This window comes from Yersinia sp. 2542 StPb PI, assembly GCF_048593855.1.
In the GTDB taxonomy this organism is placed as follows: domain Bacteria; phylum Pseudomonadota; class Gammaproteobacteria; order Enterobacterales; family Enterobacteriaceae; genus Yersinia; species Yersinia enterocolitica_E.
The window spans coordinates 1-14329 of sequence record NZ_JAZGQA010000120.1 but is presented as its reverse complement, the minus strand read 5'-3'; the positions used below and the strand labels follow the sequence as shown (position 1 = coordinate 14329).

The following is a 14329-nucleotide window of genomic DNA, read 5'->3' as shown; positions in this document are numbered from 1 at the left end:
ATAAAAAATGAGCTTCCATAGCTAAAAGCTCATTTCCTATAGGTTAGAAACAATATACCACTTAAAATTTGGCTTAAGTTGTAGTTCTGGTGGTGATATTACCTCAAGTAACTATCTATGGCAGTACTGGTAACACAGCCTTATTTATACCGTTGGTATCTCACTCTTATCCATTCGCACCAACATAATCCCTGCACGTAATCCAAGGGCTACCTGAGGGTTTGGAAACAAGATCCACTCATCTTCATGTTTAACACGGTAATACTCACCGGATTGCTCCGCCAACAGTGTACCTTGGTTAAAACGAGTAAAATTAACCGTATCATTGTCAACCCACAGTTTAAAATCAGGATGTTGTTTTAGCAGTGATTTCACCACGCGATAAAACACCATTCCTCCTGAGGGTTGTACAGGCAATGGTTCCCCACTAACTAATGAACGCAATCCACCGGCTATATGAGTAAATTCAGCCAGCTGATTTGCACCAAATGGTAGCGCTTTTCCCAACTCAAGCGTACAACTTGCGGCCAGGCAGTGCTCACTACTAAAATGAGCAAAAGTCCCCCCTGCCGAGGTATGCATCACTAATGCATCCAGTTGAATATCTTGTAACCACCGTAGCATTACTGCGCTATACGGTGTTGTTTGATAAGGCAACAATCCAAATCGAGTATGATGAGATTCGCGAATTGCCGTGTGTAAATCGTAATGCTGTCGCGTCAGTTGGCTCTCTGCTCGGAAAAACGCCGACACAGCTTGCTCAATAATTTCAACCCGTCGGGTTTCATTACTTGGCGGATAACGCCGGTGCCGCCCGCCAAACATACGGTTGATATCTGCTGAGAGGAAACGTTTGCCGGCGCTTATCGCCGCTGGATTGCCAAATATGACTAACAAACGGACGGCCAGCGTTAATTCACCCGCTAACAAATCTGACACCAATTGATTCAAAATCTCAATCGGGGCCGTTTCATTTCCGTGGATACCGGCAGATAACACCACTGACTGGGTGTAATTGCCAGAAGGTGTCAACATCAATATCCCTTCATCGAGCCATTGCCACTCGATACTCTGCGTCGCGCCACGGGTCGGTTCTGGCGGATGGCCCGAGAGTGTTATCGCCAGGAAATCTAGCATCATCGTTCCTTCTAATTCTGCTGGAACGGATAAACCGAGCCAATATTAAGTATCCGTGTCAATTCATCCAATGCCTGCCGCCCTTCTTGTAATAACTGCGGATCAGCCAAGTCTTTAAATTGCAAATGATCACGATAATGTTGGTCGACCCAATTATTCAGCGTCACAAACAGCGCCGGTGTCATCATTACTCGACTATTAACAGCTTGTAACTCTGTATCGGTCAAGGCAACACGCAAGCGTAAGCAAGCAGGGCCGCCCCCATTACGCATGCTCTCGCGTAAATCGAATACTTTGACACTGTCAATCGGACCACCGCTATTGATCAATTCCGACAGATATCGCCACACGAACGGGTTTTCTTGTGCCTCCTGCGGAATAACCAACAACATTTTACCATCCGGTTTACTTAATAACTGGCTGTTAAACAGATAGCTTGATACTGCATCAGCAACCGACACCTGCGCGTCAGGGACCTCTATACTGATCAACTGTTGTTCAATGCTACCCATTTTACGGCGAATCTCATCCATAGCTTGAATGCCAGGGACGAATGCATGCTGATGATGGAATAACACATTCTGATTGCTGACAGCGATGACATCATTGTGAAAAACCCCTTGGTCGATCACTGCGGGGTTCTGTTGCACAAAAACAGTTCGGTCTGGTGCCAGTTGATGCAGTCGAGCCACTGCTTCGCTGGCCTCTCGCGTTTGGCGAGCAGGGTATCGGCTAGGGTTTACTCCGTTTTCTAGTGCGTTGCGGCCATAAACAAAGACCTGAACCGCTGGCAAGCCGTATTCTCCCCCCAGACGATTATGATTAGCCGCACCTTCATCACCAAACAATTCCACAGCAGGTAGTGCATCGTGATGAACAAAGTGACGATGGTTATTAAACACCCCTTTGAGTAAAGCCGACGTGGTTTCAGCCTCAATTGCACGGTGAAATTTATTATTTAAATTGGCCACAGTAAAATGAACTCGCCCATCCGCGCTATCCGCAGCAGGTGATACCGTCGCCGCATTCGCCGTCCACATTGATGATGCGGAACTTACCGCAGATAATAGACGTGGGGATTTACGTGCCACTTCACTCAATACTTGTTCATCTGAACCACTAAAGCCCAACTGACGCAAAACGCCTATGGCTGGTCGCTCCTGTGGTGGCAAAATACCTTGTTTATAACCTAAATCGGCTAATGCTTTCATTTTCAGCAACCCCTGCCGCGCAGCCAGACGAGGGTTGGAAATACTGTTTTGATGCGCAGTAGAGGCTTCATTACCAAATGACAATCCAGCATAGTGATGTGTCAGCCCAACCAATCCATCAAAATTAACCTCATATCCTGCCATCGTATTCTCCATTCATGGTTCAATGGCTATCGGGCAAATCGAAAGAGATACCCGGTGACAATGTTGCTGGTAGCGTCAAACTTTCGCTTTCGAGTGATGCCATTGGCCAGGCACAATAGTCGGCCGCATAGAAGGCACTTGGTCGATGATTACCTGATGCCCCAATCCCGCCAAAGGGTGCAGCACTTGATGCGCCGGTCAAGGGTTTGTTCCAGTTAACAATACCGGCTCGGGCTTCCAATAACAGTTGTTCAAATTGTTGCCGGTCCTCAGAAACCAGACCTATCGCCAAACCGAACCTGGTTTGATTAGCAATGTGTAATGCTTGCGTAAAATCGCCATAGCGAATAACGCTGACCAGTGGGCCGAAATACTCTTCGTCAGGGACATTGATACCAGTAATATCAATGATCCCCGGCGTCAGCACTGCACTTTGGCTGTCTGGGCGGGTCATGGCTAATAATGGCTTACCACCTAAATCCAGCAAATGTTGTTGCGCTGCCAGCATTTTTTCTGCTGCTTGTGATGAAATCACCGCGCCCATAAAGGGTGCTGGCTGCATATCCCAACGCCCGATACGCAGGGCTTTGGCAATAGCGACAAAACGCTGTAAAAATGCATCGCCTTCAGCGCCAGATTTAACCAGTAGACGGCGCGAACAAGTACAGCGTTGACCGGCTGAGATAAAAGCCGACTGAATAGCAAGATTTACTGCCGCATCACAGTCTACTATCTGCTCAACAATCAATGCATTATTGCCACCCATTTCCAGTGCCAGAATTTTTTCCGGTTGGCCGGCCAGTTGGCGATGCAAGTGATAACCGGTATTGGCGCTGCCGGTAAACAACAAACCATCAATATCATGTTGCGCAGCAAGGGCTTCACCTGTTTCACGCCCACCTTGTACTAAGTTTAATACCCCGTCAGGTATACCTGCCTGCTGCCACAATTTGACGGTTTCTTCTGCCGTCTTTGGTGTTAGCTCACTGGGTTTAAATACCACCGTGTTACCTGCCAGCAATGCAGGAACGATATGCCCATTAGGGAGATGCCCTGGGAAGTTGTAAGGGCCAAATACTGCTAATACACCATGAGGACGGTGTCGTAACACGGACATACCATCAGCCATCGGTGTTTGGCTACTCCCGGTTCGGCTTTGATAGGCTTGCAACGAGATAGCCACTTTGCCAATCATTGCTTGCACCTCTGTCAGTGTTTCCCAGAGTGGCTTACTGGTTTCCAAACTGATAGTGCAGGCCAGTTGCTGTTTATACTGCTCAAGTAATGCCGCAAAACGCTGTATCACCGCGACCCGCTGTTCCAGCGGTGTACGCGCCCAGGCAGGGAAAGCCTGCCGTGCCGCACGACAAGCCATTGCGACATCATGGCTGTCTGCGGCGCGCGCCTGCCACAATAATTGCCTATCTATGGGGTCAAGTTTGTCGAAATGCGCGCCGTTACCAGTGCGCCATTCCCCTTGCATAAACAGTGCTGGGTGAGTCATTTTTTAATCTCCGGGGCAAAAAGGCTGACTATCCGAACCGTATCACCGGCTATGACCCCCAGCGCTGCCGCATTTTTAGTCGTTAAATGCAGTAGCTCGTCTGAAAGATGAGTAGTAATCAATATTGAGCGGAAATATTGATAGCTGTCATTAGCCACTAAATAGGCAGTGCCACTCGGGTCAATATCGATGTCATCAATAACCACGATTCGCTTACTGCTGTCGCGCACCGCCCGCACTTCATCGGTGTTGGCCTCCAGTGTTGGGCCGCCATCAAAGATATCCACATATCCCTGATATTGCAGGCCTTCGGTTTCCAGCACTGCACGTGCGGGAGCCGTATGTGGATGGACCTGCCCGATGACTGCCCGCGCCTCTTCTGCCAGAAAATCCACATATAACGGGTGTTTTGGCATTAATTCAGCAATAAACGCTTTCTGCCCGGTACCACTGAGATAATCAGCTTTAGCAAATTCAATGGCAAAGAAGTGCCGCCCCACATTTTCCCAAAATGGCGAACGCCCCTGTTCATCGGTATAGCCTCGCATTTCCGCAATCACTTTGCGGGAGAAATACTGGCGGAATGCGGCAATGAAGAGAAAACGTACTTTTGATAAGAAAGGGCCATTTTTGTCTTTACGGTATTCAGGATCGAGAAACAAGGTACAGAGTTCGCTATACCCAGTGTGATCATTGCTTAAAAAAAGGGTCGGTACCGATTTGTACACATTGAGTGTTTTGGATGCATGAACCAACGTGCCGACACGGAAGTTATACCAAGGGTCATGCAAACCAACAGCCACCTCAATAGCACTAACGCCCACCACTTTTTCTCGCTCACTGTCTTCCAGAACAAACAGATAGCCCTGTTCACCCGCAGCCAAAGAACCTTGCCAGGTATTTAACGCGCGCTCAATTCGAGCGGCGAGGTGTTGTTCATTTTGTGGCAGTGAAGTCATGCCGACGCCAGTTTTACCTGCCAATTCAAGGATATCGGCCAGATCACGGCGTTCTACCGGGCGAACTATCATCATAGTCAAGGTCCCTTGCTTACTGCATCAATGTTATGACTTAACCTGTCGACAAACCTGTTCAATACCCATGGCAAGCCGGGCTAAGCCCTCTTTAATATCCTGTTGAGAAATAATCAGGGACGGAGCAAAACGCACCACATTCGGACCCGCAATCAAAGCAATAAGCCCGTACTGTGCGGCAGCCTGAACAATCTCTTTGGCCTTCTCGTCATAATCCTTGTGAAGCACACAGCCAATCAGCAAACCGCGCCCACGGATTTCAGAAAAGACTTTGTGGCGGGCGTTTATTTCAGCCAATCCAGCCAAGAACCACTGATGCCTCTCTTTTACGCCTGCGAGGAGTTCTGGTGTGTTGATAAGAGACAAAACAGTACCCGCCACGGCACAAGCCAGTGGATTACCGCCGTAGGTAGTACCATGACTGCCGACATTAAGTGCGCTGGCATATTTGGTCGTCGTTAACATTGCCGCAATCGGGAAGCCGCCCCCAAGTGCTTTGGCACTGGTCAGCACATCAGGCGTTACACCGTAATGCATGTAGGCATAGAGTTCTCCGGTACGGCCAACCCCGGTTTGTACTTCATCAAAAATAAGTAATGCGTTATGACGATCACACAAAGCCCGCAAGCCATGTAGGAACTCGCTATCAGCGGGTAGCACACCACCTTCGCCCTGAATCGGTTCCACAATGACAGCACAGGTTCGGTCATTAATCAGTTCCTCAGCCGAGGCGATATCATTGAAAATACCGTGGCTGATCCCCCCCGGTAGCGGAGCAAAGTCTTGCGAATACTTCGGCTGCCCGCCCGCAGAAACGGTAAATAGCGTCCGGCCATGAAATGCATTCCTGAATGCCACAATCTGGTTCTTTTCGCCGGCAAGCCCTGGCTTATTACCGAAATTATTCAACGCATATTTACGGGCCAGTTTCAGTGCCGCTTCATTGGCTTCAGCCCCAGAGTTACAAAAGAAAACTTTCTCGGCAAAAGTGGCATCAATCAATTGTTTTGCCAGGCGCAGTACCGGCTCATTGGTATAGCCGTTACCCAAGTGCCATACTTTTTCTGCCTGCTCAATCAGTGCCGCTTTTACTGCCGGATGCCCATGTCCCAAGGCATTTACGGCGATACCACCAGCAAAATCGATATAAGATTTGCCCTGCTGATCCCACAGTGTCGCCCCTTCCCCTCGCACGATAATAAAATCTGCTGGTGCATAGGTTGGCACGATCCATTCATCAAAAGACTGTCGGGTAACGGGGATTGGGTGTTCCATAGTGGCCTCTTTGATCAGCGTAAATATGGGGTTGAGAGACTCATCGTTTGAGAGCACCATGCCTCAACAAAAATCTCTTATTCTGTTAACAATAAAAAATGAAATATATTCACCTGATATAAAGTGTACAGCAGCTTTCATGCCACACCAGATCCAATGTGAATAAATTGTACAAATTCCATTAAAACAATAATTTAAAATGCATAAGTATGCACATTGGTCGCATTCATACTGCATTTTGATTGATAAATAAGCCAGCCATGCTGGTTTGAGTAGAAATTATATGCATTTGACATCAATTTTGATTTTTGCTCTGTCAGATCACATTATGGCAACACAAAAATAACAACTAAGCTTTCCAGCGCCCTATAAATGGGCAGTGCATGCATCAATTAAGTGCATTTCTTCTGCTAACAAAGCAGGCGATACGAAAGGAATTGCACCGTTTATGCATAATGGAATGAGGGATATTGCAGAAATAGCGGCAGAAGATAATGCTGTTATGGCTCCATTTTCTGGAGCCAGGTAAATATACTCATAGCGGAAATTAGATGGTTATCGACGCGAGCGGCTATTATCTGTGGCGCTGGTGAGTTGATTAATCAGTTGCGCCAGTATGCGGATGGCTTGTTCGCTCTGTTCCGACCAGGCAAACGAAGCATTCAGGCGGAAACAGTGATCAAACTGACTGCCTGTGGTAAACATTCTCCCCGGCGCGATGCTAACCCCCTGCGCCAACGCCCGCCGATATAACTCACTGGCATTAAACGGCGGTTCTAACTCCAGCCAAAGGAAATATCCCCCCGCAGGATGGCTGATTTTGACATTTTTAGGAAAATGCTCAATAACCGCCTGATGCAGCGTATTGAGCCGCTGTTCCATTAAGCGGCGCAGGCGGCGCAGATGAGTGTCATATCCCCCCTGACTGAGATAATCTGCAATCGCCAACTGAGTCGGCACACTGGCCGAAACCGTACTCATCAATTGTAAGTGCTGAATTCGCTGCGCATGTTCCCCTGCTGCGACCCAACCGACACGGAATCCCGGCGCCAGACATTTAGAAAACGATGAGCAATGCAGAATTTGCCGATGCTGATCGAGTGCTTTGGCTGGCAACGGCCGCTCCGCACCAAAGTACAACTCACCATAAACATCATCTTCAATCAACGAGATATTATTCTGCTGTAGCAGGGCTACGAGCCGTTCTTTCTGCGGCCAGGACATCGTGCAACCTAATGGATTTTGAAAATGTGTCATCAGCCAACAAGCTTTGATCGGGTATTGGTTGATCACCTGTTCGAGCGCATCGAGGTCCATACCCTGTTGCGGGTGGGTGGTAATGGCAATCGCTTTTAGCCGCAAACGCTCGATCGCCTGTAATGCACCATAAAATGCGGGTGACTCAATCACTACCCAATCTCCGGGCTGCGTAACCGCCTGTAAACTCAGGCTTAGTGATTCCATCGCGCCCGCAGTGATAACAATTTCTTCGGGGGAGACATTCATTCCACTGGCGGCATAACGCTGAGCTATATTGCGCCGCAAACTTTCGTTACCCGGTGGTAAGTTAGTCACAGAGCTTTGTGGTGATATCTTACGTGCGACGCTGGCCAGCGCCCGTGATAATCGGGGTTGTAACAATAAACTCGGATCGGGAAATGCCGAGCCAAATGGCATTATTGCTGGGTCTTTCCCTGCCTGTAGTACATCAAAAATAAAGGCATTAATGTCTACCTGTTCATCCAGATGCAGTTTTTTCCCTCGCTGTGGCTGGGGTAATTGTGTCGGCCGTGAAGCAACATAATATCCCGACTGCGGCCGGGCCACGATCCAACCTTGGCTTTCTAATAGCTGGTAGGACTGCACTACAGTCATCAGGCTTAATCCTGATTGTTTACAACTTTCCCGCAATGAAGGCAGCTTGTCACCCGCCAGCCAGACCTTGGATTGTATTTGTGCCCGGATTTGCTGAGCTAACTGTTCATATCGAGTCATAAGCCAACTGTTATAGGTAAGATTGAATTAATTGTCACTATTATAGCCACTTTAACTTATGGTTAACTAACTGCCAAGTTTACTCCGCCAAATAATCGCCTGTTGTCACTACCTGTTATCGGGATAACTAATACCGGCGTGATTCATTTTATAGATTAATGAGGCAGTACCATGTTTGCAGCGAGGTCACTATGTTTGGCTTAACCGCTCTAGAATTGGCCAGAATCCAATTCGCTTTTACCATCTCATTCCATATCATCTTTCCAGCCATCACTATTGGGTTGGCCAGTTTTCTTGCGGTATTGGAAGGTTTATGGTTAAAAACCAAAAATGAGGATTACCGCGACCTCTATCATTTCTGGTCAAAAATATTTGCCGTTAACTTTGGTATGGGTGTGGTATCCGGTTTGGTCATGGCCTATCAATTCGGCACTAACTGGAGCTTTTTTTCAGAATTTGCGGGCAGTATCACCGGCCCGTTGCTGACATATGAAGTACTGACCGCATTCTTCCTTGAAGCCGGTTTCCTCGGGGTGATGCTTTTTGGTTGGAACCGCGTTGGGCCGGGTTTGCATTTCTTTGCAACCTGCATGGTGGCATTAGGCACGTTGATGTCTACCTTCTGGATACTCGCCTCCAATAGCTGGATGCAAACCCCCCAAGGCTTTGAAGTTATTAATGGGCAAGTGGTGCCTGTCGATTGGTTGAAAGTGATATTCAATCCATCCTTCCCCTATCGGTTACTGCATATGTCCACGGCAGCTTTCCTTGCATCGGCATTCTTTGTCGGCGCCTCTGCCGCCTGGCACTTACTGCGTAAACGGGATACACCCGCGATGCGGAAAATGCTGTCAATGGCAATGTGGATGGCGTTGATCGTTGCCCCACTACAGGCAGTTATTGGCGATGCCCATGGCTTGAATACACTGGAATATCAACCGGCTAAGATTGCGGCGATTGAAGGGCACTGGGAAAACAAGCCCGGAGAACCCACTCCACTCATTCTGTTTGGTTGGCCAGACATGAAGCAGGAGAAAACCCATTTTGCGCTGGAAATTCCTTATTTAGGCAGCTTGATCCTCACTCACAGCTTAGAAAAACAGATCCCAGCGTTGAAATCTTTCCCAGTGGAAGATCGTCCTAACTCAACCATTGTCTTCTGGTCCTTCCGCATTATGGTCGGATTAGGCATGTTGATGATCTTGGCCGGTATCTGGAGTTTATGGCTACGCTGGCGTGGCAACTTATACCAATCGCGCCCTTTCCTCTATTTTGTGCTGTGGATGGGACCGTCTGGTTTAATTGCTATTCTGGCCGGTTGGTTCACCACCGAAGTCGGCCGCCAACCGTGGATAGTCTACGGTTTGCAACGCACCAGTGATGCGGTTTCATCTCATGGCGAAATGCATATGAGTATCAGCCTGCTGGTCTTTATTGTGGTTTATGGTTCGGTATTTGGGGTTGGTTACGCTTACATGATGCGGCTTATCCGTAAGGGGCCAAAAGCGCATGAAGGTACTCAGCAACAACCCGGCGGACCCGGTCAGTCGAATACGCCATCACGGCCACTGTCGGCAGTAAGCGAATCATTTAGTTCTGACAACCACCAAAGCAGGAGCTAATTATGGGTATCGATCTTCCACTGATTTGGTTTGTCATTATCGTTTTCAGTACCATGATGTATGTGGTTATGGATGGTTTTGATTTGGGTATCGGGATCCTGTTTCCACTGGTAAAACACAGCCGTGACCGGGACTTGATGATGAACAGCGTCGCCCCCGTGTGGGATGGTAACGAAACCTGGCTGGTTCTTGGGGGGGCAGCCTTATTAGGTGCTTTCCCGTTGGCATATGCAGTTATTCTGGATGCACTGGCAATTCCTCTTACCCTAATGTTATTGGGTTTGATCTTCCGTGGCGTAGCCTTCGAATTTCGCTTTAAAGCCAGCGCTGAAAAACAGCATATCTGGGATAAAGCCTTTATCGGTGGGTCATTGATTGCCACCTTTACTCAGGGCATAGTGGTCGGTGCTTTTATTCACGGCTTCCCGGTAACGGGGCGGAGTTATAGTGGCGGCCCATTTGACTGGTTGACACCTTTTGCTCTGTTTTGCGGCTTCGGTCTGGTTATAGCCTATGCACTACTCGGCTGTACCTGGCTCATTATGAAAACCGAAGGACAGGTGCAACAGGTCATGCATAAGCTAGCCACACCACTGACATGTGTAATGCTGCTCGTTATTGCCATCATTAGCCTGTGGACACCGCTTGCACATCCACAAATTGCGGCACGCTGGTTTACGCTACCCAATCTGTTTTTGTTCTTACCGGTGCCATTATTGGTAGTACTGGCTAGTTGGGCGTTACTGCGCTCAGTTAAACGGGGTGGGCATTATGCCCCCTTCCTATTGACGTTATTGCTGGTGTTCCTTGGCTATAGCGGTTTGGGTATTAGCATTTGGCCTTATCTTATTCCGCCATCCATTACTTTGTGGCAAGCGGCAGCTCCGCCGCAAAGTCTGGGTTTTATGCTGGTCGGCGCACTCTTTATTATTCCTATTATTTTGGTTTACACCTTCTGGAGCTACTACGTATTCCGCGGGAAAATCCATCACGACCAAGGTTACCACTAAGTACCAAGTGGATAATGACAATCATGGGCTAGTTCGCTGGCCCTGATATGTTCTTATTGTGAATATTAGAATTTGTATGCATAAGACTTATATGTCTGAAAATAACACGATAAAATCACAAACGACCCTTCAGCCAACTGAACAGCTAAAATCGCCTTGGTGGAAGAAGATCGGCTGGATGTTACTTATTTGGTGCGGTAGCGTATTGGCTTTATTCGCAGTTTCGATGTTGTTTCGTATGATGATGACTGCGGCCGGCATGAAGTCCCATTAACGCCCACATGACACGATGAACATACGGCAAGGTTGCCACGTTTATTGGTCAAAGGAATATTATGTTATGAAACGTTACCTCATCCCCTTGGTTAATCAGATAGCTTTACTGATGATGCTACTGGGTTTACTGGGCCTTGCCGGTATGACTATCTCGTCATGGATGGCGCAAAGTATTCAGGGTAACGCGCATGCCATCAACAAAGCAGGCTCGCTACGCATGCAAAGCTACCGGCTGCTTTCAATGGTACCGTTGAATAATGGTGATTTGCCTTACCTGGTTGCACTCGAGCAGGATAAAACCAGTAGCGATTTACAACATGCGTTACAGCGAGAAGGGTTAACCAGCCAATATCAACAAATAGAGCGTTACTGGCAAACCACGCTAAAACCACAATTGCTACAAGCTAAACATCCCGATGACGTTGCCGCCAACGTGGCAGACTTTGTCCACCAGCTAGATGCTCTGGTATTAGCCATTGACCATAAAACTGAACAACGCTTGTTATTGGTTACCATGATTCAACTGGTGTTCATTGTTCTGACAATGAGTTTACTATTAGCCACTATCTATTATTTGCGCCGCCGCATACTGCGTCCATGGCTGCAATTAATCTCCATGGCGAATGCCATTGGTCGCGGTGATTTCAGCAAACGCTATACGCTGTCTTATCAACGAGATGAAATGGGGATGCTGGGTACCGCATTGAATCGAATGTCGCAGGAACTTTCGTTGATATACAGTGACCTGGAGCAACGAGTTACTCAAAAAACCGCTGATTTACAACAAAAAAATCAAGTATTAGCCTTTCTATATCATAGTAGCCGTCAATTACATACCCACCAACCATTAAGCGAGCGCTTAGTTCCAATTATCGAGCAACTACAAACACTGACACCACTGGAAAATGTGCAGATCTGTTTATATGAAAATCATCTTTATCGCGATAATCTCGCTGATAACGCCGATGGCGAATATCTGCCGCCCCAAAACAGCCCGGCACAACTCACTATTAGCAGCTCATCTGGCGGAGTGAGTAGTGCTGTTTTGCGGGAATCTTTGAGTTGGAGTCTGAGTGATAAGCTTGGTCAATATGGGTTGCTACTGGCAAAACTACCCACTGATAAATCACTCAATTCAGATCAGCAGCAACTGGTCAATATGCTGGTGGAGCAACTGAGCAGTACATTGGCACTGGAAAGCCAAGCCCGGCATCAGCAGCAATTATTATTGATGGAAGAGCGTTCAGCCATTGCCCGGGAACTGCATGACTCCATCGCCCAGTCGCTTTCCTGCCTCAAAATTCAAATCAGTTGCTTGCAGATGCAAGCGCCCGATATGCCGGAACCCAGTAAACTTTTAGTACAGCAAATGCGCGATGAACTTAACATCGCCTACCGCCAGCTACGTGAATTACTGACGACCTTCCGCCTGAAGCTAAATGAGGCAACATTACAAGCGGCACTCCAGACTTTGGTAAATGAATTCAGCGAGCGAGCCAGTTTACCCATTACCCTCGAGTTTAACTTGCCGTCAGGCTGTGTCCCCGACCATCAGGCCATTCATATGGTTAACATTGCCCGTGAAGCACTGAACAACATTTATAAGCATGCTCACGCCAGTATGGCCACTGTCAGGGTTACTGTTGAGCAAGGTGATGTCATCATGTCCATCCGTGATAACGGCTGTGGGATTGGACAGGCCAGCGAGCGGCCTAATCATTACGGTTTGATCATTATGCAGGATCGGGCAAATAGTCTGAACGGCCATTGCACTATCTGCCAGCGGGAAGATGGCGGAACAGAAGTTCAGGTACGATTTACGCCTGACAATGACTCTCTTGACTGATGCTTTCTGTCCAGATGGACTACCTATACCGCTTCGTGGCTAGATCTGGTAATCAATCACCACCTCATCCGCCGCCTCTGCCAACACTTTCTCTTTAATATCATGCAAAGAAAGTGTTGGATTACAGAGCTGTATAAAGAACCAAATAAAGTTACGTTGTAACTGACCTCGTTTTAGCCCTAGCCAAACAGTATTAGCATCAAACAAGTGTTCGGCATTTAGTCGTACTAACCCTTTATCACGATGTGCCTCGTAGGACATATCCGCCAGAATGCCGACCCCCATGCCGAGTTCAACATAGGTCTTAATTACATCAGAATCTTGTGCACTGAGTGCAATATCGGGTGTCAGTCCAGCATTTTTGAACGCATTGTCCAAACGTGAACGGCCAGTAATCCCCTGACGATAGGTAATCAATGGCAACGTACTCAGCGTTTCAAGGGTGATATTAGGATCTTGTGTTAGCGGGTGATTATCCGGCACGACAATAGCGTGGTGCCAGCGATAATAAGGAAACGTGGCGACAGACTCGTCACTCATCAATAGCTCAGTAGCAATACCAATATCCGCTTCACCGGAATGCAGCATGGCTGCAATCTCTTGTGGGTTCCCCTGGCTAATAACTAACTTAACTTGCGGGTATAACAGGCGGAATTCTTTAATCACCCGAGGCAAACTGTAGCGGGCTTGAGTGTGTGTGGTAGCAATATGCAACTGTCCACTATCATTATTGCTGAATACATCAGCCAGACGGCGGATTTGATTAGCATCATTCAGCATGCGTTCGGCTACTGTCAGCAACTCCTTGCCCGGTTCAGTCATCCCGAGCAACCGCTTTCCTCGTCGAACGAAGATCTCAATACCCAATTCTTCTTCTAGTTCGCGAATATGCCGGCTAACACCCGATTGTGAGGTAAATAAAGTATTAGCCACTTCAGTCAGGTTATAGTTGCAACGGGCTGATTCCCGAATAATTTTAAGCTGCTGGAAATTCACATTTAGCCCCTTTTGATTTCACTCTATTTGGTAGATAGATTTACGGGGGAAAATGGCCAGCAACAAATACAAAAAAACCGTTGCTTATGTTTTTTTGTGCTAAGTAAAGCTTATGGCATACATAAATTACTATACTATGGTGGTAAAAATTGAAATAACCCAATTTATCAAAAAGATAGAGGGAATAGAGGGTCTTCTCATTTTGGGACAGAAATTAAAATCAGCTATATTTAATTACTTTTTAATATACCCAGAGCTATTGGTATTGCCGGCAGAGCG

Annotated in this window: 11 protein-coding genes; 4 read left to right on the top strand and 7 right to left on the bottom strand. The window is 47.5% G+C overall.

The genetic code is table 11. The annotated features are described in order from the left end of the window. Positions 1-144: 144 nt before the first annotated feature. The 6 genes from astE to V1952_RS14530 all read right to left on the bottom strand — a co-directional run bounded on the left by astE (position 145) and on the right by V1952_RS14530 (position 8300). Positions 145-1137 carry a succinylglutamate desuccinylase gene (gene astE / locus V1952_RS14555; RefSeq protein ID WP_420074981.1) on the bottom strand — a complete coding sequence of 331 codons (993 nt, stop codon included), beginning with the start codon at positions 1135-1137 and terminating at the stop codon, positions 145-147. 11 nt (positions 1138-1148) lie between these two features. Further along, positions 1149-2492 (bottom strand): N-succinylarginine dihydrolase, encoded by a 1344-nt coding sequence (astB, locus tag V1952_RS14550; protein WP_420074980.1) that lies wholly within the window; start codon positions 2490-2492, stop codon positions 1149-1151. Positions 2493-2511: 19 nt separating this feature from the next. After that, positions 2512-3996, bottom strand: coding sequence for a succinylglutamate-semialdehyde dehydrogenase (gene astD, locus V1952_RS14545; protein WP_420074979.1), 1485 nt, complete (start codon positions 3994-3996; stop codon positions 2512-2514). Beyond that, positions 3993-5030: an arginine N-succinyltransferase gene (gene astA / locus V1952_RS14540; RefSeq protein WP_420074978.1), complete on the bottom strand. Its 1038-nt coding sequence runs from the start codon at positions 5028-5030 to the stop codon at positions 3993-3995. The genes astD and astA overlap by 4 nt, the downstream gene beginning before the upstream one ends. A 30-nt stretch (positions 5031-5060) precedes the next feature. After that, entirely contained in the window at positions 5061-6305 is a 1245-nt protein-coding gene (locus V1952_RS14535) for an aspartate aminotransferase family protein (protein WP_102970427.1), read from the bottom strand. A 555-nt stretch (positions 6306-6860) separates the two neighbouring features. Next, positions 6861-8300 carry a PLP-dependent aminotransferase family protein gene (locus V1952_RS14530; protein ID WP_372558859.1) on the bottom strand — a complete coding sequence of 480 codons (1440 nt, stop codon included), beginning with the start codon at positions 8298-8300 and terminating at the stop codon, positions 6861-6863. Positions 8301-8491: 191 nt separating this feature from the next. Here V1952_RS14530 and V1952_RS14525 point away from each other — a divergent pair, with 191 nt between their 5' ends. The 4 genes from V1952_RS14525 (at position 8492) to narX (ending at position 13054) form a co-directional block, all read left to right on the top strand. Beyond that, a complete protein-coding gene (locus V1952_RS14525; RefSeq protein WP_420074977.1) occupies positions 8492-9922 on the top strand; it encodes a cytochrome ubiquinol oxidase subunit I in 1431 nt (476 codons plus the stop codon). A 2-nt stretch (positions 9923-9924) separates the two neighbouring features. Next, positions 9925-10932, top strand: coding sequence for a cytochrome d ubiquinol oxidase subunit II (cydB, locus tag V1952_RS14520; RefSeq protein WP_420074976.1), 1008 nt, complete (start codon positions 9925-9927; stop codon positions 10930-10932). Positions 10933-11023: 91 nt separating this feature from the next. Then, complete coding sequence (locus V1952_RS14515; RefSeq protein ID WP_372558856.1) at positions 11024-11206, top strand: DUF2474 domain-containing protein; 183 nt, start codon at positions 11024-11026, stop codon at positions 11204-11206. Positions 11207-11272: 66 nt separating this feature from the next. Next, positions 11273-13054: a nitrate/nitrite two-component system sensor histidine kinase NarX gene (gene narX / locus V1952_RS14510; protein ID WP_372558855.1), complete on the top strand. Its 1782-nt coding sequence runs from the start codon at positions 11273-11275 to the stop codon at positions 13052-13054. Positions 13055-13093: 39 nt separating this feature from the next. Here the strand turns inward: narX and cbl are convergent, their stop codons facing one another. Next, positions 13094-14050 carry an HTH-type transcriptional regulator Cbl gene (gene cbl, locus V1952_RS14505; protein ID WP_083159056.1) on the bottom strand — a complete coding sequence of 319 codons (957 nt, stop codon included), beginning with the start codon at positions 14048-14050 and terminating at the stop codon, positions 13094-13096. Positions 14051-14329: the final 279 nt, after the last annotated feature.

What these genes read in the sequence shown, in the direction of transcription:
- narX (WP_372558855.1), top strand. Translation starts at nt 11,273, where the DNA reads ATGAAACGTTACCTCATCCCCTTGGTTAATCAGATAGCTTTACTGATG.
- cydB (WP_420074976.1), top strand. Translation starts at nt 9,925, where the DNA reads ATGGGTATCGATCTTCCACTGATTTGGTTTGTCATTATCGTTTTCAGT.
- astB (WP_420074980.1), bottom strand. Translation starts at nt 2,492, where the DNA reads ATGGCAGGATATGAGGTTAATTTTGATGGATTGGTTGGGCTGACACAT.
- astD (WP_420074979.1), bottom strand. Translation starts at nt 3,996, where the DNA reads ATGACTCACCCAGCACTGTTTATGCAAGGGGAATGGCGCACTGGTAAC.
- astA (WP_420074978.1), bottom strand. Translation starts at nt 5,030, where the DNA reads ATGATGATAGTTCGCCCGGTAGAACGCCGTGATCTGGCCGATATCCTT.
- V1952_RS14530 (WP_372558859.1), bottom strand. Translation starts at nt 8,300, where the DNA reads ATGACTCGATATGAACAGTTAGCTCAGCAAATCCGGGCACAAATACAA.
- V1952_RS14535 (WP_102970427.1), bottom strand. Translation starts at nt 6,305, where the DNA reads ATGGAACACCCAATCCCCGTTACCCGACAGTCTTTTGATGAATGGATC.
- V1952_RS14525 (WP_420074977.1), top strand. Translation starts at nt 8,492, where the DNA reads ATGTTTGGCTTAACCGCTCTAGAATTGGCCAGAATCCAATTCGCTTTT.
- V1952_RS14515 (WP_372558856.1), top strand. Translation starts at nt 11,024, where the DNA reads ATGTCTGAAAATAACACGATAAAATCACAAACGACCCTTCAGCCAACT.
- astE (WP_420074981.1), bottom strand. Translation starts at nt 1,137, where the DNA reads ATGCTAGATTTCCTGGCGATAACACTCTCGGGCCATCCGCCAGAACCG.